The following is a 22,074-nucleotide window of genomic DNA, read 5'->3' as shown; positions in this document are numbered from 1 at the left end:
GTATATCACTCCGTAGGCGCGATATTACACTTCAAAAGGACGGAGCAGTATGATTGGTGAAGAATCCGAGCCGCATTTTCCCACGTATATTGTATGGATACTTTCTCCTTGAGGCTTGCGGTACGGGCGGCACTCCGGTCTCCGATGGACTCCTCAATCGCTTTTCTGATGGAGTCCGGATCGAGCGGATCGCAATACCTTGCCAGATCTCCGAAATACTCGCGTTCGGCGCCCCTATCCGAGACAACCAAGGGGCAGCCGCAAATGGCGGCTTCCAGACTCGCTAGCCCAGGCGTTTCGCCAAAGCTCGGAAGGGCATGCACCGAAGCTCTCTTGTACAGCTCCGCCACAACGCCCGAAGTCAGGGATCCGAGAAAATGAACGTTAGGCCCCGCCATCTGGCGGCAGAGCTTGCCGTAAGGTTCATCCGCCTCAGCCCCTACGAGCACAAGCGGCAGGTCTATACCTCTCAGGGCATAGATGAGCGAGAGCTGGTTCTTGTTGGGCTCGATCCTGCCCACGCAGAGCACGAAATGGTCGGGGATGTCCGGAGGCAGAGCGACGGCCATTCCACCCGGCGAAGCAGCCTGGACGGCATTAGGCACCAGGGCGAAGACAGGTTTCACCTCGGCCGCCGCCCTCAGCAGACACTTACCTTCTGACCGGGCATTGGGAAGGACCATCTGAGCACCTACAAGGAGCCGCAGGTTTTCCTCTGAAAAGGGAAGCGGCCCACGAAAGCCCTTCAGCGCTAATGTCCGCTGTGCCCGAACGGTCGCATAGCCAGACTCGAGATCCTGCGGCGAGCTTGAAGACGCAAAGACGCTCATCAGCCTCGGCGCAACCCACGAAAGTTCGGTACGGTCCCAGTATATGGGCGAGAGGACGTATGGCAGTCCCCGCTCTTTGAGCACTGCTTCAATTCCTTGATGGTGCAGGGAATAGAGGTGGGCCAAGGCGTATTCGCCTTCCGGCAGGCAGCCGGTCCCCACGTCTGAGACGACGCCTCGTTGCCTCAGAGCTTTGATGGACTGGAAGAGCTGAACCTCGCCGCCGCCCATTATCTGAAGAGCCCCGGAATGGGTCACCGAGAGGACCGAGAGCTCTCGCCTTGCCCCGTCCCTCGCCCAGAAGAACCACCACCGGCCGAACCTGGACCCGCCTTCAAGGAGATGGCACGGGCACTTCCCAACCCGTTCTACGTGCCGTCTCTGGTCCTCGATTGGCGCGTGGCTCGTATCGTGAAGAAGGACAAACGCGCCCTTGGGCAGATCTGCGAGCATTTGGGAAAGCTCGTTGAAGTCATTGCCCGATCCAAGTTGGAATACTCTGGGCTTTGTCCCTGTCTCCGTCATCCAACTGCCAAGGTGCTTAACCCAAGTCGGCACTGAGCTCTGATCCGCAATTGGAGCAGTCTTTGCCGCATTGAGGACTTCACTGAAGAACTCCTCGGCTGAGCAAGGAATTTCCTGCTCGCCTTCCGACTCCATGAACTTAAGCTCCGAAACCGCTTCGTAGATCCCGCTGCCAAGACTGAGGAGAAACCCTGCCAGCCCATCTCGCTTTCCTGAGGTTTCGTCGTAATACCAAGCCGAGACCGAGCCGAACCGCCTGGCTGCTTCCCGCCAAGAAGGACTTCTGCCGGAAGCTCTAAGCTTCTTGGCCTCAAGGCCCGTATAGCGGTTGAGCTTGGCAAAATAGGCGTCAAGGGAGGGATGAGAGAAATGGAGGATAGCCTGATCGGGCCCCGTCGGCTCGACCCGAACGACCGAGCCTCTTACCTCGGCCGGCAAGTGCACGGGACCAGGAAAGTGAAACTCGCCGTTCCTCAGCAGCTGGGGAGATTTGTAGCTTGGCCACCAGTGTCCGGCATGATCAATAGCTTTGCCGAAGCTGAATACCCGCATTGGGAGCTGAAAGGCGGCCACTTTCATAGAAGCCCCGGCGATCAACTCTTCAATCAGCCTTCGTCCCGGTTCGGTCAGCCGCTCATCAGCGTCGAGATAGAGAATCCAGTCGTTTCGTGCACAAGCGGCGCTTTCGTTGCGCGAACGGTCAAACTCCTCCTGCGGCCGCACCGAGACAACCCTGCCGCCGGCAAGAGCGGCAAGATACCGGGTCGTGTCCCGGCTCTCCATGTCAGCAACGATCACCTCGTCCGCCCATCCGACACAGCTCGCCAGGCACGCCTGGATGTTCTCTGCTTCGTCTTTGGTGTGTATGATCACCGACAGAGGCACATTGCCCTTAGGAAGCTCCACTTGGTCAGCGGCGGTAGATGCGTAGCTCGATGGAGGCTCAATGCGATACTCGATGCTGTTCTCCCAGAGAAGGCAGATGTGGCAGACGCTCTTGGCCAGACTCTCCCCGCCGGGGTCAAGGTTGCCTAACCCCGAAACAGACTGGCCGTAGAAGTCAAGAAAGAGCGCTTTGTCCCTGTCCAAAACGCGCCGGGACAGGCTGAAAGCTCGCTCTTCTTCTGTCTTGGGCCGGAAGATTAGCTCCTCGCCCGCAAAGTCGATCAGCCAGCTGTGGAACGGACTGCCGTCAACGAATTCAAACCAAGAACGGGGGACCTCGACATAACCCCGCGGGGCAACTCGAGTCAGCTCGCCAATACATTTGGCCGGATCATTGACGTGCTCCAGCACGTGAGCCGCGTAAACGAAGTCAAATGCACTGTCCTGAAAGGGCAGCGCCGCAACGTCTGCGAGCACCAGCGGGCGGGTATCGCGGGCAAGTTTTGCTCTGGGGTTTTCGGAAAACGTTCTGCCGCCTGCCGTGCTCGCGCGTGGACCTCGGTCAAGAAGCACCGTAGCCCTACAAAACGGATTGTCGCCTGACCCGACGTCAAGCACTTTCCAGCCGGGGCGGATGAGTTCCTGGATTTCCTTGCGACTCGACAGCCTTAGCAATTTGCTTCACCGATCAGCGTTCTCGACCCATTTAGGCAGGCATTGTCGATTGTCGAAGGAAACTCCTTTTGGCATCGAGCATCAGAGGCAATCATCATATCTTGACGGGCTACACCTGGCGCCTGAAGACGATCACGTAGGTTTCGGTATGCGTCGGCTTGTTGAGGTTAAGGAGGGTCGCCAGGAACATCAGGCAACCGCAGCCACATCCCGGATGCTCGATCACCCCAATGGTCTCGATGCTGTAGAACTCCCAGCCCTCAGCGGCGTATTTGTTGAGCACCTCGCCGAGGTAGTTCGCAGCGGCTGCCGGTGTCCCGGCTTGGACGCTGACATTTGGCGGAATCTGAACGCAGTAATACTGATGCATGGTCGCCTCACAAGTAGATCAATGAGCTACCCAAACTCAATCAGCGGGTCAATCAGCCTTGATCGAGTTCATTGAGCTTAGCTCAGTTCGCCGAAAATGTTGACTATTCCTTTCGTATTCTCCTAAGAATATATCGATCGGAGTGCCTCGCGTTCAGGCTTCTGTTGATCTCGGCAATCTTGTGGCGGTGGTGGATCAGAGTCCACTCGTCGGCAAAACCCGCTGCTTTGCCAAGGAGCGCTTCTACTTCGCCAAGTTGCCCGTCCGCGATGTGGAGCTGCGCTCTGCAGATCAGCACTTTGACTTCGTTTGCCCTTGAATCGGTGTGCCTTGCTGCGGTAGTGAGAGCCCGCGCTGCCCTTTCCAACTGCCCCGAGGCAACCAGAGTCCTTGCCAGCACCTCGCTCGCCAGCCCAAGCTCTGGACCCTCCGGCGTGTCCCTCAGCTGGCTCTCAAGGTTAGTGATGCGTAAGGCAAGTCCCTCCGCTTCACGGGTCCCCTCCTGAACGGCGTCGAGCCCAACAAGCAGCTGGTCTCTGGAAAGGGCTCGCACAAGACCTGTTCTTCGGGAGCGCCCCTCAACAGAAACCGGTTGCCAATCCTGCAGGTACGCCCCAAACCGATGGAATGAGCCTTCAGCAATCGCAAGCCTTCTGGGCCGCAGGTGCCTGAGGCTGACGCTCTCCAGCCCGAGGGCCGTTGCCACCCAGCCTAACTCCCTCTTGAGAAGCGCGATCTCCCGCATCTTGGCGGCGACTTCAAGGGAGACGCTTGGCCGGTCAAGCTGGTTGGCAACATCAACCAGGGAGTGCCCAACCCTCAGGGCACCTTCAGATCGTGCCGGGCGGGTTTGAAGCGCGCTCCAGATGGGTTGAAGAGCCCGGAACGCCACTATGGCCTTGCCGGCCGAAATGAGCTCAGGAACCGTGCCACAGTATCCATAGATTCTCTCGTCGCCATCCCAGATCGACGGCGCCAGTTCTGTGGGCGAGGGCGCAAACGACTCCCTCCATGCCTCATAGAGAAGGTCCTTGTCTGAGGGGCGAGAGAACGCCTCCAGGATCCTCTGAAGGCTTGAGTAGCTGAGCCCCTCCTGGCTACCCCTCACGACCTTGGTGATCCAGCTGGCATCGACACCCAACTCATGCGCGAGCCGGGCCTGGGTGCCAAAGCGCTCCCGAATCAAGGTTCGAAGCGAGCGGCCAAAGGTAGTCGGGGGCAGTCGTTCCACGAGAACTTGAGTCCTTGCTCAACAATACTACGGGATATTAAGAAGTGCTGCATTTCGGGTCTACGATCCGAATCGTGCGCGGAATCGCCGGTCTCATCGAATCGCTGGCCGTTAAGGGCGTCCTTGCCGCATCTGGGCGGAGGCCGACCGCCCAAGAGCGTTCGGCTCCTGGGTTCCTCCTGGGCCATGAGCTCGGCGCTGATCCAACCAGCCCCGGCAGACCCATCGGCGTCCTTTCCGAAGAGCGGAGAAAGCACCTCTACGCCATTGGGGCCACCGGCTGCGGTAAGACCAGCCTACTTCTTCGGCTGATCGAGGACGAAGTCAGCCAGGGCCGTACCTGCGTGGTGCTGGACTTAAGAGGCGATCTCGTCGACCGGATCCTCACCCGCCTTGCCGGACAGAATGCTGGTCTCAAAGGAGTCAGCCTCTTGGACCTTCGCGAGGACGCCTACTTCATGCCGTTCAACCCACTTGCCTGCCCAGGCGACCTGTATTCGCGCTCGCTCCATCTTCTGGAAGTCGTTAAGAGGGGCTCGGAGTCCTGGGGCATCCAGCTTGAAGAGACGCTGCGCAACTCTCTCTTCGCCCTCGCTTCTGCCGGGAAGAGCCTGGTTGATATTGAGCGGCTGCTGGGAGATCCCATCTTTCGGGAACAAGTGGTCGCGGTTTGTCCCGATGAGCACGTCCAGGGCTTCTTTGGGCGGTATGGCACGCTCTCTGCAGAAAGGCAGCAGTCCTGGAGCCTGCCGGTTCTCAACAAGATCACTCCCTTGCTCTCGATTCCCCAAATGCGGAGGATGCTTTCAGGCGCGACGGGCTTTGATTGGCAAGCGGTGCTTGACCGACGCGGGCAGTTGCTTCTCGTTGCCCTAGCCGCTCACCGCTTTCACGGCGCTTCCCATCTGCTCGGCGGTCTCCTCGTCAGCTCTCTACAAAGCGCGGTCATGGCCAGAGCTGAAATCCGGGAAGGTGAGTGAAACCCCGTCACCCTTTACGTCGATGAATTTGTGACGCTGGCGACTCCTGCGTTCGGAGCAATCATCGCCGAAGGGAGGCGTTTTGGCCTTTCACTCGTGCTGACCCACCAAAACCTTGCTCAGCTTGACCCGGCACTCCGTCAAGCAATTCGCAACAACGTCTCAATCCAGCTCTTCTTCCAGACCGGCTCGCTCGATGCGGGCGAACTCGCATGCGATGTGATCACAGGAGAGTCCAGAGAGCACATTCGCCAAACGCTGATCCGGCAGAAGGTGGGCGAGGCGTTCTTCGTTAGGCGAGGGGAAGGGTCGGTTCAAGTTCGGACTCTCTATTCCCCTGACCCGAAGATTGAGCCTGGGCGGCTCGAGGAACTAAAGACCCAGATTCTCCAGAGGTGCTGCTCGCTAGTCGTTAGCCATGGATCCATGGACCAAGACTGCCCGTCGGCGGGGCCCCAACGCCAAAAGGAGGTCCGGCATGGCAAGCTGCCGAGAGTCACAAAAGCCAACTAGGTGCGAACTGCGGGCTCGGGACCTGAAGATCCTTGCCGATCTCTTTCTGCACCGGGTCATGAGTCGGGACCAGCTCATCGCGCTTGGCTACTTCGGGTCGGTGCCTCGCTGCAACAATCGTCTTCGGAAGCTCCAAGATCACGGCTACGTTCGCAGGTATTGCCACCTAGCTAGAGGAAGTGGCTCGCAGGCCCTGCTCAGTCTGGGACGAAGCGCCGCCGCGATCATCGCAAACCACCTTGAGCTTCCGGAAGAGGACGTCAGGCTTCAAGCCGGGCGCGATGCCCCGACGATGTTCCTGGAGCATACGCTTGGCCTCGTCGACCTGCGGATCCTGTTTGGCAAGGCAGCTCTTAACCTGGAGTTGCTGGCCTATGACTGGCTCCCTGAGCCTTTATGCCGCCATGAGTATTCCGTCCGGCGAGGCAGCGCCTGGATCAAATGTGTCGTCAAGCCTGATGCGTACGTTCACTGGGCTACTGCCGGAGAGACTCGTGCCTTCATGATCGAGTTCGATCTCGGGCACGTCAGTCAGCGGGCCTTTCAGCGAAAAGCACAGGCCTACCGCCGGTACCACGCAGACGGAGCATTCACAGAGGCCTACGCACACGAGTCCTTCGACGTTTTGACCGTCACCACGAGCGAGCGACGGCTCGGAAATCTCTCCATGGTGGCCGGCACTGGCGGCAGACCTCAGTTCCTTTTCACGACCCTCTCAGACCTTCGCGAAAAGGGTGCTGCCGGAGTCATCTGGACCAACGGCCAAAGGACAGTATCGCTTTTCGGAGGTGCATCGTGATCATCTGCCGCTCGTGCCGGTCCGCCTGGCCGGACTCCGCCCATTACTGTGGCATGTGCAAGCGCTCCTTCCACGGAAGGCGATGCCCGAAGGGCCACCTCAGTCCCAAGAGTGCTACATTCTGTTTGGCCTGCGGCTCGAAAGACCTCTCGTTAGCGGCGGAATCCACTTCCTTCGGATGCGCCTCACGGGCCGTCGCCTGGATCGTCGCTCTCTTCCTGCTCAAGGTTGCTTGGCCGCTCCTAGCTATGTGCGCTGGCGCGGTGCTTGCAGCCTTCGACTGGCTCTTTGGGCTCCTCTTCGGCATCTCAGCCAGCGAGCTCTTTTGGCAGCTCGCCAGCACCACTTTCACCCTAGTGGTCCTCACCTGCGTCTTCGCCCTACTTGTTCCCGGCTTTCGAAAGAACTTGCCCGGGCTGCTTCGATCTGGCTGGAGGCTTGGCTGCTCCTTTTGGAGGCTAAGCCGGCCCACCATCAAGTTCGCCTTTCGCCAACTTAAGACCCTCTTTCAAGGAGACCATCATGACCACCACAAAAGGAAGACGGAGCACCAAGAGCTTCGTGCCCCTCGCCCTTAGTTCGCTGTTGCTTGCGGGCTGTGTTCGCCAGGCCGAGGATCCCATCGAGGCGTTCGTCGCCATCGATGTGAGCTGCCCGTCACCGAAACGGCTACTTGGCTACGCCGCGACCGCGTACGAGATCCAGCGCTCGCTACCGCGGGGGAGCAGGCTGCGGGTTTACGTCTTCGGCCATGGTAGCTCCCTCGTCTATACCGGAGAGAGGTTGACCGGCCGCGACGCATTCAATGCCAAGGTCGGGAGGTATTTGGGGAAGCCGCCCGTAGCCCTCCTTGCTTCCGGCACACGGACCGACCTCTTGCTTGAACAGGTCGCCGCTGACGTGAAGCGAAGCACTGGCAAAGCCCTCGTGCTCATCGCCACCGATGGCGGGATGGAAGATGGCGGTAGCGATGCGATGGACCGAATCAGCCGGGCCGTGGCGTCCTTTGCCGGGCGCAAAGACTCTCTTCGCCTGTGTCTCATTGGCGTCAAACCGGAGTTTCGCTCAGTGTGGGAAGAACGGCTTTCGCCTGTAGGCCTGAAGGCCACCGTTCGCGGAGACCTAGACGTTGAGAGCTTCCCTTGGCAGGAGGTTCAGCAATGAATTGGGATGAAGAACTCATGGCCCGCTCGACAGAGTCCGTGAGAACCTACAGCAACATCATCCCGAGGAGAAGAGGGTCAGGCGGCCAGCCAAAGCCCAGAACGATCGTGGGAGCGCGGCCCTTGGTGACGCTCGCTCCCGATGCGCTTCGCCAATCAGGCGAGGCCTTCGGCAGGAGCGTTGATGAAGGCAGGCAGTCTCTTCCCAGGCTCAAGGCGGCCAGTGCCCTTGCCGCCAGCGACAACGCCGCTTCGCTCAGGCGGAGCTTTGAAGAGCGGATGGCGATCCAGAGCTCTGAAGCCAAGATGAGGGTCGCCGATCTGGAGCCGGCCCTTAGGGCTTTGGAGGCTGAGCTCGCCGGTCACTGCTCACTGCTGTCGGCCGTTGCAGGGCCGCTCGGCTTCTGTTCGGTGCAGGATCGTCAGGGCCTCGATTTCGAGGAGGGAGAACCAGTGTCCCTGGAAGTGCTGGCCGGCAGGCATCAGCTTCCTGCACCTGAGGAGCACGTCGGCTGGGCGCAACGCACCGGCTACAAACTCCTTGCCGGCATCGGCGGGGGAACCGTGTTTGGCATCAGCTTGGGTCTCCTCACGGGCAAGCTCGAACTCTACTCCCTTGCCGAGGAATGGCCCTGGCTCTTCTTCTGGAGTGGCCTAGGTATCGCCGTCATGACCCTTGTGGGCGCCAGCCTCTATCCTCTGGGGAGGGGCCTTGGCGGCCTGCTGTACCGAGCAGCCATCCGGACGCCGTGGATCGGTTCATTTCAGATGGCTTTGACCTTTCTGATGCTATCGGGCCTCGTCGCGTGCCTGGTGCTGATCGAATCGAAAGTCGAGCAGCTCGGGCTTTTCAAAGCCATCGGCGAACAGTCCACACTTCAAGGCTTCAAAGTCAGTCAGGCAGATCTCTTCTGGGTCTCGCTCATGCTGGTTGTGCCCACGGTCGCCAGCTACGTCGTTCTGGGTGTGCGCGAAGGCGAGAGGCTCGCCGGCCTTGCCCACCTGAAATCGCTGCAAGAGGATGCGCGAGCCGCGATCCGGGCTCTTCCGGAGTATGCCCTTGCTGCCTGGCTTCACCCGCGTGTCAAGCATCTCTCTGGGCGAAAGGCTGTCATCGAGTCGCAGATCTCTGCTGAGAAGGTCCGAATCAGAAGCGAGTTCACGGTTGAGGAGCAACAACGCCTCGAAGACATGGACATGGACGCCGCCCTGGCAAGCTACGACGCCGAAGATTTCCTGATTGGGCTCTGCCGCGGTGTCGACGGCCGATGGAACATGAAACGGGGGACTTGGGATTGGCTTTGGAGGTTCCTTGGTGATCGTCGAAGACAACGAAGCTGAAAGGTGAGAACGATGATTCCAAACGGGAGAGCGCGATACTTAGCTAGTTCGAGCCTGGAAGTCATCTTTGGCTCCTACCCACAGCGTGTGCTGGTCAGGCCGCTCTTGAGGCGAGATGACCGAGGGCAGGGAACTGGAGGCAAAGGATGAGGGTCGGAGCGAATTCGGTGACTTCCATGGCCGACCTGACCGTCAAGGACCCGTTGACGATCCTCGACGTTGCCCGTCTGCTGACCGTCGACGAAAGGACTGTTCGACGCTACATGAGTTCCGGAGTCCTTGAGAGCATAACACTCGGGCCGGGCAGGCGAGCAGCTCGGCGAATCACGCAAGCTCAGTACCGTGCGTACCTCAAGCGTCGGGAGTTCTGCAGCATACGCTCCGCATAGTGAGTTGCCCCCTATGCCAGGCTGATCGCCTCTCTCTTGTCAGCAAAACTGGACGAAACGGTGGCGAACGTATGCCGCAGATCGTGCCAAGTAGGATCTGGAAGCGCGGTACCGCGTCCATCCACTTTGCTAGTGAGGCGGCTCAGCATCACGATGTCCAGGAGCGCTTCGTCGGCGTCCTCGGGGCTGATCCAGTTTCCGTTGAGATTTGCGAAGACTTTGACGGGGTGGTGGTCGGGATGCCGGTACTCGGACCTGAGAAACTCCATCACCGCAGGGTGAATCGGTATCCAGCGTTCTGCCGATGTACGTTTGAGGTCGCTAACGACGAGCTTGCCTGTTGCACGACTCCTGCGAACCTGCTCCTCAACGTGGTATTCCTCCCGCTCCCAGTCGATGTGATCCCAGGTCATTGCCGTTAACTCGCCCTTTCGCAATCCCATCTTCAGACCGACAAGGACCATGCCGTACACCCAATGCGAAGCCGCCCAATCAATCAAAGCGCGTTCTTCTTCAACTGTAAGGATGCGGATGTGGATGAGACGGTTGCCTTCCGCGTCGCGCTTGCTTTGCTTGCGGTTGATCTCGATCGCTTTGAAGGGGTTGTGGGTGGCGATAGGCGGAACGTGCGCAAGCGCAGTCGAATAGAGCTTGGAGCCGGTGTTACGGATGTTGGCTCGGGTGTCGCTGTCGCGCCCCAGAGAGACCAATTCTTGATTGAGCCGTCGAGCATGTTCGGTTCCAACAGAGTCGAGCCAAAGATCGCCAATCCACGGCAGTATGTGATTCCTGAGAATCTGTTGGTGGCCAACGATCGTGTCGGCCTTGATGCGTCCGTTGTCAACCTCATCCTTCCAGAGGACCGAAACGCAGTGTTCCGCCCAAGATCGAACGGTGTGTCTGATTGTCGGCCTCCCGCTCTCAAACTGAGCGATCGCAGCATCCCGCTTGCGGCAGGCGGCCTCCAGTTCCTTGCAGGCGCCGCCCTTCCGGAAGACTGAGCCATCGTCATAGCGTCGTTCAACGTCCCAATGGTAGCGGCCGTCCTTGCCGAGCCAAACGCAGGGCTCTTCTTCAATTCGCCGAATGCTGACTTTTGCAGTTTTCGCCATGATCCCTTCTATACCTAAAGACTGCCCAAAGGTTTGGGAGTTTCTGTCGAGTTTTAAGTTGAAAACCGGCAAACTCCAAAACCGCAGGTCGCGGGTTCGAGCCCTGCTGCCCCTGCCATTGCCCTCTCGCTTCCTTGGCCAGGCATCGTTCTCATGTGGCTGTGGCAGCGGGCGAGAAGTTCATCCCGCCGAAGCCAGCTTGCTGGTCGAGGGGAATGAGCGAAGCGAATCGGGAAGCCCTGCTGCCCCTGCCATTGCCCTCTCGCTTCCTTGGCCAGGCATCGTTCTCATGTGGCTGTGGCAGCGGGCGAAAAGTTCATCCCGCCGAAGCCAGCTTGCTGGTCGAGGGGAATGAGCGAAGCGAATCGGGAAGCCCTGCTGCCCCTGCCATTGCCATCCAAGTATCCTTTCCAATCAAGGAGGTCTTCCGTGTGGATCTTTCTCAATGACGCGTTCCTCTCCGTCGTCGAACACCGCGACGACGCCTCCAAGCTGCTCGTTCGTGCGCGCAGGGAGACCGACATCCTGCGATGCTTTCCCGATTCGACCCCCATCAGGATGGAGAATGCCGACTATCGCTGGCGCATCACCGTGGACCGAAGCGCCATGAAGCAAGCCATGGCCGAGGCCATTGGCCGGATCACCTATCCCAACTTCAAGAACAGCATCCAGGACCCCAAGCGGCAAGAGCTGGCGAAGAGAGTCTGGGGAGTGATGCGGGAACTCGAAGAGTAGATTTGCTGCAAATGGCTGCCTCGACGGCTTCGTTGGGAATCATCCCCAGATTGAGAGCGTCTTCCTTTGTCGTGAAAGCCTTTCCGTTGGCATCTCGCCCCCCTTCTCAGCCAGAATGGACCATGTTTCGAAGGGCCCTCGTTTTGCTGTCTGTGCTGGCCATCGCCCTGGCCGGCTGCTCCAAGCCGATGCGCGACTGGGGCGGCTACCCTCGTGAGTTCGCGCTCAAGTCCGCCGTCAGCCTGAGCCCCGGTGCGACCGAGATCGTCCGCCAGAAGACCCCGAACATCGCCATCCTCGGCCTGACCGCCGAATGCAACTACCCTGAGCTCGAGCCGAAGCAGCCCAAGGTGATGAAGGGAGTGAAGCCGGATTACGAGCTGATCGCCTCGCTGAATCCCAGCCTCGTCGTCTATGACAAGGACCTGTTCTCCGATGCCGACGTCCAGAAATTCAAGGACCTCGGCATGAAGACCTACGGCTTCTATGGCAAGACCCTCGAGGAGTTCGCCGATTCCCTGTATCAGTACGGGAAGCTCGCCGGGGGCGAAACGGATATCTCGGAATACGTTTCCACGTTCCTTTCAATCGCAGACCAAGGGCGCAAAGAGCCCATGAACCCCAAGCCGAAGGTTGCGATCATGATCCCCGGCAACGGCACCGATCCGCTCATCGCCGGTGTGAACACCCTTCAGGCCGACGTCGTGCGCGCGGCTGGAGCCGAGCCGGTGGGGCCGGACGCCACCATCTTCGTACCCGTCAATGCCGAGTGGCTGATCAAGACCAACCCCGACGCGATCATGATCGCCGGCACAAACGAGTCGATTGAAAAGGACCCGCGCTTCCAGGGCATCGCTGCGATCAAGACCAAGCGGTTCGCCCATATGAACCAGGACATCGCCTTGCGGCGCGGGGCGCGGCTCGACATCTTCGTTCGCGAGACGCGAAACTACTTGATGAGGACCCAGCCCGGAGTGGGCGGGAACTAAGGCAGAGGAAAGCACAAGGACATGGCACAAGCGGAAATCGGCGTTTTTGGCGGCTCGGGCTTTTATAAGCTCGTGCCGGACATTCGTGAAATCAAGGTGGACACGCCCTATGGCCCGCCCAGCGATCGCATCGCTCTCGCAACGGTCCATGGCCGCAAGGTCGCATTCTTGCCACGTCACGGCAGGGACCACACGATCCCGCCGCACAAGATCAACTTCCGGGCGAATGTTTGGGCGATGCGTTCGCTCGGCGTCCAGGCCGTGATCAGCCCCTGCGCCGCCGGATCGCTTCAAAAGCATGTGGCCCCAGGGAGTTTCGCGGTTTGCGACCAGTTCGTCGACCGCACCAACGGCCGCGCCGACACGTTCTTCGATGGCCCGATCACCACGCACGTCTCGCCCGCCGAGACCTATGATCCCGTGCTTCGCAAGCTGGCGGTCGAGGCGATCCGCAAGAACGGCATCGAGTGCCACGACGGCGGCACTGTGGTCGTAATCCAGGGTCCGAGGTTCTCCACCAAGGCCGAGAGCAAGTGGTTCCACGACGCAGGTTGGGAGGTCATCAACATGACCCAATACCCCGAGGCCTACCTCTGCAGGGAGCTTGGAATGGCGGTGGTGAACATCTCGCTGATCACCGACTACGACAGTGGCGTTCATGCCGGCGCCGAGGCGGTCACCGCGCACGACGTGCTCGAAGTATTCAAGAAGAACGCCGAAAACGCGCAGAAGGTTGTGGTAGACCTCATCGGCATGATGCCAGCCGACTTGACCACGCTGCAGGCGCGGCAAGCCCTCACCTATAGCCGGGGAGACGGCCACGCCGCCCACCCCGAAGACATCCGGCTTTACGAACTCTTGCCAGAATGATCGCCGCTCTTGCCGCGTGGGTGCTCGTCAGCGCCGCCGGACCTTCGCCGGCGCCCGGCGTGACGCCCAAGGCCCTTCCCCGCATCTTCCCACCCACTGCCGCATCGAGCCAGGGTTCTGCCGCCGGGACCGTGCTCCTGGGGACCTACAAGATCGGGGGTCAGAACGTCGAAGCGCGTATTCCCGATCTCCCAGGACCCTTCGCCGGAGCCAACGACCTCTTTGCCTTTCAGGGGAGCCGCTATCTGGTCCGCAATGGAAAGCTCATACGGCGCCTGCAGGCGGACGGCGGGTGGTCGGAAATCCGTGCGGCGTATGACATGGCCAAGGCCAAGATCGGGCCTCGGACTCCCGAATGGAAGGTCAAAGTGTTTGTGCTCGGCAAAGCTGACCTGCTTGACCGGGCGTCGAGCGGCTTGCTTACGGAGCGCGTCTACACATTTGAGAACCGCCACCACCAGGAGATTCTCGAGTCGCTGGCGCGGTTCGCAGCTATAGCCGAAGGCGCAGCGGGCGGAGCGCTTCGGGTCACCGTGGACGTCGAATACGACACCGATTGGGCCCGCTTCAAGGTGGACGCCTCGCGAGGCACGCCCTCCCAGCCGTTCGCCCAAAGCTTCGCTGCCGACCTGATGGACTATGTGAGGCCGCGCATCAACGGCGGCACCTTCGAGACCGACGACCGGGTCTATCGGGGGCCTTGGGACTCCGTGTTCGTCATCCATTCGGCCATGACAGGCCCCGCGCCCGATGGAAAGGTCTACGACGCTCCAGTTTCGCCGATCTCCCTCTTTCTGGAGGGTCAGGCGAACGGGCCCTATGGGCTGACCTTCGCGCTCGCGAACCGATGGGACGGGCACGTTCGGGCCGCGCTCCATCATTGGGGCTACGTGGGGAACGCCACCGAGCCCCATAGCCCGGAAAGTGGCGCGATCTATGCATCGGGCGAGGAGCTGATGCAGCCCTTCCAGCCTATTTCAGCCACTAGCTTTGGTGCTCCAAAGGAAAGCTGGGGCAAGGCGCTGAATCGCAAAGATCCGTCGTCAGCCGAACTCGCCCTGGCCCTCAGCAGGACCGATGCTCGGGAGGGGCTGCCCTCGGCGGACTGGGGCAAGGCGCGCTACAAAGAGCTGGCAGCGGCGGACCTCTCGAAGATCGCAGGCGCCCCAGTCGCCCCGTCGGCGACAACTTGGGGCGCGATCTTCGCTCGCGGTAAAGAGCCCGTCCGACTGGGATCCGAGAAGGCGGACGGCGTTTGGGAGTGGGGCAAGGAGGCAATGGCGGCAGCCCCTGGACCGGCTCGCTCCCTCTTGTTCGTCGATCCCGTCTACGCGGACCTTTTTGCAGCCCATCTCAAGCCAGAACTGGACCCCAAGCTTCACGGCGTGACGCGGATCGGACCCCACTGCCTAACCACGTTTTCGATCAAGGGCATGCCGGAAAACGCCACTGAGGCTTCGCTCCTCGCGCCCGAAATCCAGAATCGACCTGCGCCAAGAGCCAGCGGCTTTCGGACAGCCGGAACCTATCAGCTTCGCGGCAGCCAAGGCCTTGATCGGCCCGGCGCCATCGTGAGCTGCGGGGGTTTCCCGCGGAGCGGCGGCGTCTGGCTGTCTGGCGGCCAAGGGACCGCCCCCATCGCATCAGGGCCCTTTGAAGGCGCTTTTTCGGTGTGGCTGAAGCCCGACCACCCGGAGCCCATGGTGCTGGCGGCGTGCGGTGCCGGCGGCGAGCGGAAGGTGCTCGGCAGGCTCTTTGGGGTACTGCCGAACCCGGCCGAGTCCCAATCAACGAGCGCCGTCGATGTGTTGGAGATCGACCCCACCGGCGGCTGGCAACAGGTGACCGTCAAGGTTTCATTGTCAGAGGGTGAAGTCTGGACCGGCATCGCTCTCGAATCCGATCCTAACGCCGGATGTTGGGAAGTGACCCAGCCCTTCTTCGACTCCAAGGTTGCGATTTCGGAGCCCATCTTGAAGGCTGGCGTCGGGGAGAGCCTCACGCCAAGCGCCGCCCCCAAAGCGCTTGTTCCGGACGCGAAATCGCAAAACCCCTTCGAGCGGGCGCTGTTTGCCGCAAGCGCTCCAGCCGACGCGGGCCCGGAGATCGTCGAAGCGCTCATCGGGCTCCTCGACGACTCCAAGGACGTCGTGGTGATGAACGCTGTGGCCGCTTTCAGCCGAAACCGCTCGGACGCGGCCATCCCCAAGCTCCAGCGCGCCTTCCAGAACGTGAACCACCGGGTCAGCGAGCAAGCGGCGGCGGCATTGGCGTTTCAAGGTGACGGACCTGCGCGGCAAATCCTGAAGCGCGCCCTGGAGATTGGCCCCTACGACTTCTGCCGAGAATTCGCTGCCCGGCAACTGGCGAGCCTCAAGGACGACAAGATGCTGATCGCGATGTCGATCCTCGCTGTTGGCCCCAGTTGGAGGGCTCGCGTTGCGGGCGCGGAGGCGGTGGGCGTGCTGCCGGGAGACGGCGCCGCGAAGACGCTGATGCTGTATGTAAAGAATGCCGATCCGGGCGTTCGCCTCGCGGCGACCTTGCGCGCCAACCCAGCCATCGAGGACGTCGCCAAGAACATGCTCTACGGGGCCGTGAACGACGAGTCGGACTGGCTGAGGTTTCAGAGCGCCACCAAGCTCCTGGAGTCGCCATTGCCCGGCTACCGCGAAGAAGGGCTTAAGGTCGTTCGGGACGACAGCAAATGGGTAAGGCTGCTGCTGCTCGATTATCTGAGGGCCCGCCCCAACGAATCCAATCGCGGGGCGCTTCGTCTTGCGGTCGCAGACGCTTCGCCTGAGGTTCGCGCAGCGGCGCTCATGGCGTTCGCGGCGCATCCGGGAAAGGTTGAGGCCGCCGAAGTGGAGGGTCTTGACAAGGATCTCGACCCCCGCGTCCAGGGAGCCTACGCCTTCCTGGCTGCGGCCAAGGGCATTCGACCCTGATCGGGAACTTTTCAGCACCGATCTCGCATCCTATGCGTTATCATCCTTAGGAACCACTGAATGACAGCCCCTGTGCGATTGCCGGTTCCTGATCAAGCCTGGCAACCTTAGCATAGGAACCTGGAGCGCTTGGTCAACCATCAAGTCATAGCCGCCGTCACCGATTCGCCCCAACCCACTTATGAACCCCTCTCAAAACAGCTTGGCCACCTCCGCAATGATCTGCGCCTCTGCGGCCGCGCTCATTGCAGGGATCGCAATGCGCGACAAGGTCGACGTGGGCCGTATCTCGCCCAAGTCGCCGAATCGGGTTTACGGTTCAGGGCTTCTCACCTCCCGAACCAACCAGGCGGAGATTCCGGAAGCGAAGTACTTCAGCGAGCTCTCCCAACTCTTGAAGCAGCGCTACGTCGAGCCCATCAAAGACGACCTCAAGCTCGCGTCAGGCGGCGTTCGGGGCATGATCGCCAGCCTCAACGACGTTCAAAGCCTCTTCTTCACCCCAGAGCTCGCAAAGGCCTACGCCAGTGCCATTTATGGCAAGTACGAGGGCATCGGCGCGGACCTGGTTTTGGAGCGCAAAGGGAGCGCGTCGCCGAGTTCGGTTTCGTCGGGCGAAGCGCCGGAAGACCCCTTTGCCCCATCTCAATTGCCCAGGGTGGTGATTGCCGGGGTGGTTCCGGGAGGGCCCGCCGACCGGGCCGGCGCCAAAGCGGGCGACTGGGTCGAGAGCGTGGACGGGCACTGGGTGTACAGCGCGGAAGCCATCGATGAACTGCGCACGGCTCAGCGCAAGGTCGAAGCAAAGGAGTGGCCCCCTGCAAGGCTGAGAGAGCTCAGCCTGAAGCTGAGAGCCAAAGCCAACGGCGCGATCATGCCGTTCAAGGCGTTCGACATGCTGGCGCGAGGCACTACGGGAACGCTCAAGGTCGTTTTTAACCGCCCCGGAGGAACTCAGCAGTCCACGCAGATGACCAAATCGTTGACGGAGATCGCTCCGGTAAAGGAGTTGAGCCCCGGCGTGTTCAACCTCCGCCTGACCAAAGGAGTCGGCGCGCGGCTGGAGATGGCAATGGGCCACACGCCCGAGATCACTTTGGACCTAAGATCGCAAGCGTACGGCGACTTCGACGCCTTCCGTGAGGCCCTGGGCGCCTTGGCCAAGCCCGGAACCTATGGGAGCCTCGCGCACGAAGGGGGCCGCCCGGGAGAGGAAATCAGGCTCCAGCGCGGAAACCCGAACCCTCCCAAGATCAGGGTTCTGGTGGACGGCAATACGGGTGGAATCTATCAGGCTTTTGCCCTTGCCCTGGCCAACGGATCCGGCGCAAAGATCGAGGGCACGATGAACGGCTCGCCGCTCGTCTCCAAGTTCAAAGCGCTGCCTGACGGAAGCGCCTACACGCTCACCATCGGCAAGTACGACGCGAAGTCGGAGGTGGCCCGATGAAGGCGTTCTCCCGCATTCTCCTGTTTGCTTTGGGGATCCTGTTCCTGTTCAGCCTCGGTTTCGGGTGGCGGGACATTCAGCAAGGCAAAGCGCCGGACTCATCAGCTTTCCGGCAGCTCCTTGGCCTGAGTTCTTCGGCCTCGGTCTCCCAAAACGCGACCGATGTCTTCAAGAGGGCGTTCGACGACATCCGCAACGACTACTACAAGCCTGTCGAATCGCTTGATCTGAAATATGCCGGTTTGACCGGAATGATGGCTTCGTTGGGCGACCCGCACACTCAATTCCTTTCTCCAAAGGACACGGCCAGCTTCAGGCTGGAAACCGATGGCCACTTTGCTGGGGTCGGCGCTCGGCTCAGCCCAGACCCCCTTGGCGCTCGCGTCGTATCCGTGTTCGAGCAGGGGCCCGCAGACCGAGCGGGTCTGCGCAAGGACGACCTCATCACCGGCGTGAACGGCAAGACCGTTTCGGGCGTGGACATCGACGACATCGTGAGGCAGGTCCGGGGCGAGCCCGGCACGTGGGTCAGCCTGATGATCATGCGGAAGAGCGCGACGAAGCCGATCACCATCAAGATTCAGCGCGCCAACGTCACGACGCCGACTGTCGAGTCGAAGGTCCTGCCCGGAACCCGCCTGGGGTACATCGGCATCTCTATCTTCTCTCAGCCCACCGGCGAGCAATTCGAGCGCGCCCTGGGCAGGCTTGAGCACGAGGGCATCAAGGGCCTCATCATCGACGTTCGAGACAACCCCGGCGGGTTGCTCGATACGGCTGTGGACATGCTTTCGCTTTATGTCGAAGACAAGGTCGTCGTGAAGATGAAAGGGCGCGAAGGCGACGAAGAGGTGGCCAAGACCATGCGGGGCCTGCGGCGACGAAACGTTTATCCGATCGCCGTTCTGATCAACGAAGACTCGGCCAGCGCGGCCGAAATCTTCTCAGGCGTGCTCCACGACTATCGGCTCGCCACGCTCGTCGGCAACCACTCCTATGGGAAGGCGTCGGTCCAGAATGTGATCCCGCTGATCGACGGGGCGAGCGCCAAGATCACCATCGCGAAGTACTTCCTCCCGAGCGGCAAGGACATCAGCCGGAAGGTCGACGAGTACGGCGGCTACGCGTCGGGCGGCATCCAGCCGGACATCAAAGCTGACTGGCCACCGCAGGCGGAAGGCACGATCGGAGACCTCAAGACCGATCCCCAGCTCAAGAAGGCCATCGAGGTGCTGAAATCCAAGGTCGGCGCGTCTGTGTTCTTGCCCAACGGCAAGGCTTTGGCGCTTTCGAGCGCCGCTCCCCCCGAGCGAGAGGCTTGAGCCCTTAGGACTGGTACGCGAAAACCATCTTGATCTGGATGCTGCTAACCGTCTTCTTCGCGTTCGGGTCTCCCAGGACCAAATAGAAGTCGGTTCCCTTCTCACCAGAGCGCCGGAAGAAGAGGTAAGCGTTGGTGTCCCCGTTGTGCGTCACCAGCCTGCCGCCGAAGGACTTGATGGGGGATATCTCGTAGTTGACGGTAAGGATGTGCTGCTGGTCGACCCCCTCCCTGTTCTGGATCAGGCCTGAATACAGGACGTCCAGCTTCTTGAAGACCCTCAGGCTGAAAAACGGGGAGAAGGCTGTCGTCTTTGCGCTCCCAAGCTTGCCGGTGTCGACCTGGAAACCGATCTTGGCGAAGCGGTTCGTGACGCCCTTCGTAACCCCAAAGCCAAAGACATTGTCCTTCTCGCCCAGGAAGTCGAACGACGCCCATTTGAGCTTGAAACGCCAATCATCGCGCGTGTCGAGGTTGTACTCTCCTTGATGCCCCTTGAAGAAGGGTGCGCCATCGTTCTGCTTCCAGTCGAGCCCCACCAGGGTCACGTTCGAACTGCGGAATCGGCCCTCCCGCCACTCGCTGCCCCAGTATTCGATCGCCGTCATGCCGTGGTAGCCCTTGAACGGAACGAAGCCGATCGGGGTGAGGAAGTTGTTCGAAACGCCGCTGTATTGGATGCAGCTCAGGAAGTATTTGTCCGCGTAGTAGGCGTTCACCACTTGCGCCCCGCCTCCAGCGCCCTGGCCGGAGCTATGTGCGCCGACGCCCTCCAAAAACATCTTGCCCTTGCGGAAGTGCTGGTCGATCACCAGGTTCGTGTTTTCGATGCCGCCCGCGTTTGTGTGAACGAGCATTCCACCGCCGCTGTCCGTCTCGTTATAGGCCGTGGTGTATCGGGCGACCAAGTCGTTTCTCCCGTCGTAGCTGTATGTGTTCAAGACGCCGAGCGTGTCCTTCGCCGAGAGCTTGCCATAGAGCTTCGCGCCGACGTCGAACGTTTTGATCCTGTTAGAGTAGAAAAAGGCACCAATATCATTGATATTCGTTTGGGCGTAGAAGTTGCCGCCTCCCTCCGTGAAGAAAGGCCGCTGGTCGGGCACGAATCTCTCGGAGTGCGAGAAGGCGATGCTTTGGATCGCGCCCTGGATGGTCGAGAAATCCGGGTTGATGCTTCCGACCGCCGTAAGTTGGGGCGTCAGGGTATAGCGCATGTCGAGTCCGGCCTTGCCGCTAAGCTCGCCCTTGATGTCGCCGCCGAGGACGTAGGGCAGAAGCGAAAGCGTTCGGCGAAATCCGGTCTGTGGGGGCTCGACGCCTGTCCAAAGCCCTTCGAGATTCGTAAAGTCTTGGCTGGTTGTATTGCTCCAAATCGAGAGCGTCTTTGTCCGGTCCTGAAACCGCTGGAAGTTAATCCCCATCGTGACGGGTCTCGCCGAAGATGGATAGTTGAGGCTGGCCCAGGGGATTCGGATTTCGCAGGTCCACCCCCTATCGTCGCGCTTCACGGCGGCGTCCCAGTCTCCTTTCCATTCGGCTTTCGCCGCGCGGCCTCCCGCGATGGATGCGGAGCGGGTCCCGATCGCGTTCACCGAGAACCGGCTTACGTCGTCGTCCTGAAACGTGAGGAACGGGTCGAAGTTGATCTGGACGTTGTCTTCCCGATTTGGGTTCTGGTTGCGGTCGCCGCTGTACTTCGAGTCGCGGACCGTTTCCCGAGCCACGATGCCTTCAGGCTTCGAATCGTTACAACGAAAGGCCACATAGATGAACTGATCGTCGTAGCCGATCCACGCCTCGGTCTGGTCGAACACGGGGTTGCCGTTCTGCAGGTCGGTAAACCCCGAGGCTTTTGAGGCAGACTGCCAAGCCGCGTCGGCAAGGTCGCCATCGATGGTGGGAGGCGACGTCAGCTTGACTCCGGCAATTGGGCGTTTGCTCTCTGCCGCGCCGGCCATTAGGGCGGCAAAGGAAGCCAGAAGGACGAAGGTGGCACGAGCGGATCGAATCAATGAAAGGACTCCCTGCGCTCCCCGGTCGGGCCAAGGAGTCGCAGGAACTACGGGCCGCCCGATCGAACGGTTCCGGCCTGGGAACTAAGTCCCATATCGGCCTCATGGCCCCTCGGCTCCGATCATGTGCGCTCCCCAATCGGTATCCTGGCGCCATGGTCTCCGAAGCCGTTCGTACCTACCTCCTTCACGCGCTCGAAGGCGCGCCTGCCGCCATCGTGCGGGTTCTGGACGCCGAAACGGATTGGGATGCCCGTCCTGACACGGACCGCTTCACCTTGCGCGAGATGGCGGCGCATCTGGCCGATTGGGAGCCGATCTGGATGGAGCGGATCACAAGGATTGCGGCCGAGGAGAACCCCTTCCTGGCGAGCGTGGATGAGGGGCAACTCTGCGCCGAACGGAACTACTCCGGCCTTGACCCAATGGATTCCTTGGCGCGCTATCGCAGCGAGAGGTCGGAGCTCATCGAGGTGATCCGCAAGATGCCGGACGCCGTGTGGCATCGGCCCGCGCACAGAGAATTCGTCGGGGACGTGGACTTCCTGCAGCAGGTCGCGATGATCGCCGGCCATGACGGCTACCACTTGAAACAGGCCCTTGAGTTCACCTCGAGAGCCTCAGGCTGAAGCTGCTGCGAATGGATCTGAGGTGCAGACCGTAGGTGTGGATGTCGGATGTCGGATGACGCTCCGGCCACATTCGACATCCCGCAAACGCCGTTAGCGTCATCACAAATCACGTGCCTGGGTGTGGGACGATGATGAGAGCAGGCCTTTGCTCAAGGCTTCTGCGCCAAGGTAGGTCTGCAGCTTTGAACTCAGGGTCCCTTCGTGACATTCGAGGATTCACGCTTCCCTACATTGACGTTTCGTACATTGACCTTCCGAATGCAACCTCGACGGAGCGCAGGCTTCCTAGCCTGCACCCCGGTCC

19 protein-coding genes are annotated in these 22,074 nt (G+C 60.7%); 14 read left to right on the top strand and 5 right to left on the bottom strand.

Annotation, left to right across the window (positions count from 1 at the left end; genetic code table 11):
* Positions 1–5 precede the first annotated feature (5 nt).
* From HZC36_14720 to HZC36_14710, 3 genes are all read right to left on the bottom strand, one after another.
* Positions 6–2,915: a glycosyltransferase gene (locus tag HZC36_14720; protein MBI5708233.1), complete on the bottom strand. Its 2,910-nt coding sequence runs from the start codon at positions 2,913–2,915 to the stop codon at positions 6–8.
* Positions 2,916–3,024: 109 nt separating this feature from the next.
* Complete coding sequence (locus tag HZC36_14715) at positions 3,025–3,285, bottom strand: DUF4177 domain-containing protein (protein ID MBI5708232.1); 261 nt, start codon at positions 3,283–3,285, stop codon at positions 3,025–3,027.
* 103 nt (positions 3,286–3,388) lie between these two features.
* Positions 3,389–4,516 (bottom strand): helix-turn-helix transcriptional regulator, encoded by a 1,128-nt coding sequence (locus tag HZC36_14710; GenBank protein MBI5708231.1) that lies wholly within the window; start codon positions 4,514–4,516, stop codon positions 3,389–3,391.
* Between the two features lie 74 nt (positions 4,517–4,590).
* On the opposite strand from HZC36_14710, the gene HZC36_14705 reads away from it, so the two are divergent.
* The 7 genes from HZC36_14705 (at position 4,591) to HZC36_14675 (ending at position 9,701) form a co-directional block, all read left to right on the top strand.
* Positions 4,591–5,496, top strand: a complete 906-nt coding sequence (locus HZC36_14705; GenBank protein MBI5708230.1) for a type IV secretion system DNA-binding domain-containing protein — start codon at positions 4,591–4,593, stop codon at positions 5,494–5,496.
* Between the two features lie 30 nt (positions 5,497–5,526).
* Positions 5,527–6,009, top strand: coding sequence for a type IV secretory system conjugative DNA transfer family protein (locus tag HZC36_14700; protein MBI5708229.1), 483 nt, complete (start codon positions 5,527–5,529; stop codon positions 6,007–6,009).
* Positions 5,975–6,808 carry a replication-relaxation family protein gene (locus tag HZC36_14695; GenBank protein MBI5708228.1) on the top strand — a complete coding sequence of 278 codons (834 nt, stop codon included), beginning with the start codon at positions 5,975–5,977 and terminating at the stop codon, positions 6,806–6,808. Before HZC36_14700 ends, HZC36_14695 begins: the two co-directional genes overlap by 35 nt.
* Positions 6,805–7,386, top strand: coding sequence for a zinc ribbon domain-containing protein (locus HZC36_14690; protein MBI5708227.1), 582 nt, complete (start codon positions 6,805–6,807; stop codon positions 7,384–7,386). Before HZC36_14695 ends, HZC36_14690 begins: the two co-directional genes overlap by 4 nt.
* Positions 7,331–7,972 (top strand): hypothetical protein, encoded by a 642-nt coding sequence (locus tag HZC36_14685; GenBank protein MBI5708226.1) that lies wholly within the window; start codon positions 7,331–7,333, stop codon positions 7,970–7,972. Before HZC36_14690 ends, HZC36_14685 begins: the two co-directional genes overlap by 56 nt.
* Positions 7,969–9,312: a hypothetical protein gene (locus HZC36_14680; protein MBI5708225.1), complete on the top strand. Its 1,344-nt coding sequence runs from the start codon at positions 7,969–7,971 to the stop codon at positions 9,310–9,312. The genes HZC36_14685 and HZC36_14680 overlap by 4 nt, the downstream gene beginning before the upstream one ends.
* 146 nt (positions 9,313–9,458) lie before the next feature.
* On the top strand, positions 9,459–9,701 hold the full coding sequence (locus HZC36_14675) for a hypothetical protein (protein ID MBI5708224.1): 243 nt from the start codon (positions 9,459–9,461) through the stop codon (positions 9,699–9,701).
* 11 nt (positions 9,702–9,712) lie between these two features.
* On the opposite strand, the gene HZC36_14670 is transcribed toward HZC36_14675, so the two are convergent.
* Positions 9,713–10,813, bottom strand: coding sequence for a tyrosine-type recombinase/integrase (locus tag HZC36_14670; protein MBI5708223.1), 1,101 nt, complete (start codon positions 10,811–10,813; stop codon positions 9,713–9,715).
* A gap of 429 nt (positions 10,814–11,242) precedes the next feature.
* Between HZC36_14670 and HZC36_14665 the strand changes: the two genes are divergently transcribed.
* The 6 genes from HZC36_14665 to HZC36_14640 all read left to right on the top strand — a co-directional run bounded on the left by HZC36_14665 (position 11,243) and on the right by HZC36_14640 (position 19,127).
* Positions 11,243–11,548, top strand: coding sequence for a hypothetical protein (locus HZC36_14665; GenBank protein MBI5708222.1), 306 nt, complete (start codon positions 11,243–11,245; stop codon positions 11,546–11,548).
* A gap of 122 nt (positions 11,549–11,670) precedes the next feature.
* Entirely contained in the window at positions 11,671–12,537 is an 867-nt protein-coding gene (locus tag HZC36_14660; protein ID MBI5708221.1) for an ABC transporter substrate-binding protein, read from the top strand.
* Between the two features lie 21 nt (positions 12,538–12,558).
* Complete coding sequence (locus tag HZC36_14655; GenBank protein MBI5708220.1) at positions 12,559–13,407, top strand: S-methyl-5'-thioadenosine phosphorylase; 849 nt, start codon at positions 12,559–12,561, stop codon at positions 13,405–13,407.
* Complete coding sequence (locus HZC36_14650; GenBank protein MBI5708219.1) at positions 13,404–16,355, top strand: HEAT repeat domain-containing protein; 2,952 nt, start codon at positions 13,404–13,406, stop codon at positions 16,353–16,355. Before HZC36_14655 ends, HZC36_14650 begins: the two co-directional genes overlap by 4 nt.
* A gap of 181 nt (positions 16,356–16,536) precedes the next feature.
* The gene (locus HZC36_14645) at positions 16,537–17,805 is read left to right on the top strand and encodes a hypothetical protein (protein MBI5708218.1); all 1,269 of its coding nucleotides are present in this window, start codon (positions 16,537–16,539) and stop codon (positions 17,803–17,805) included.
* A complete protein-coding gene (locus HZC36_14640; protein MBI5708217.1) occupies positions 17,802–19,127 on the top strand; it encodes a S41 family peptidase in 1,326 nt (441 codons plus the stop codon). The genes HZC36_14645 and HZC36_14640 overlap by 4 nt, the downstream gene beginning before the upstream one ends.
* A gap of 4 nt (positions 19,128–19,131) precedes the next feature.
* Here HZC36_14640 and HZC36_14635 read toward each other — a convergent pair whose 3' ends face one another.
* The gene (locus HZC36_14635) at positions 19,132–21,138 is read right to left on the bottom strand and encodes a carbohydrate binding family 9 domain-containing protein (GenBank protein ID MBI5708216.1); all 2,007 of its coding nucleotides are present in this window, start codon (positions 21,136–21,138) and stop codon (positions 19,132–19,134) included.
* Positions 21,139–21,293: 155 nt separating this feature from the next.
* Between HZC36_14635 and HZC36_14630 the strand changes: the two genes are divergently transcribed.
* Positions 21,294–21,767, top strand: a complete 474-nt coding sequence (locus HZC36_14630; protein ID MBI5708215.1) for a DinB family protein — start codon at positions 21,294–21,296, stop codon at positions 21,765–21,767.
* Positions 21,768–22,074: the final 307 nt, after the last annotated feature.

The organism is Armatimonadota bacterium (genome assembly GCA_016223145.1).
Classification (GTDB): Bacteria; Armatimonadota; Fimbriimonadia; order Fimbriimonadales; family Fimbriimonadaceae; genus Nitrosymbiomonas.
Note: the sequence above shows the minus strand (reverse complement) of the source record. Positions and strands in the feature narration are given on the sequence as shown.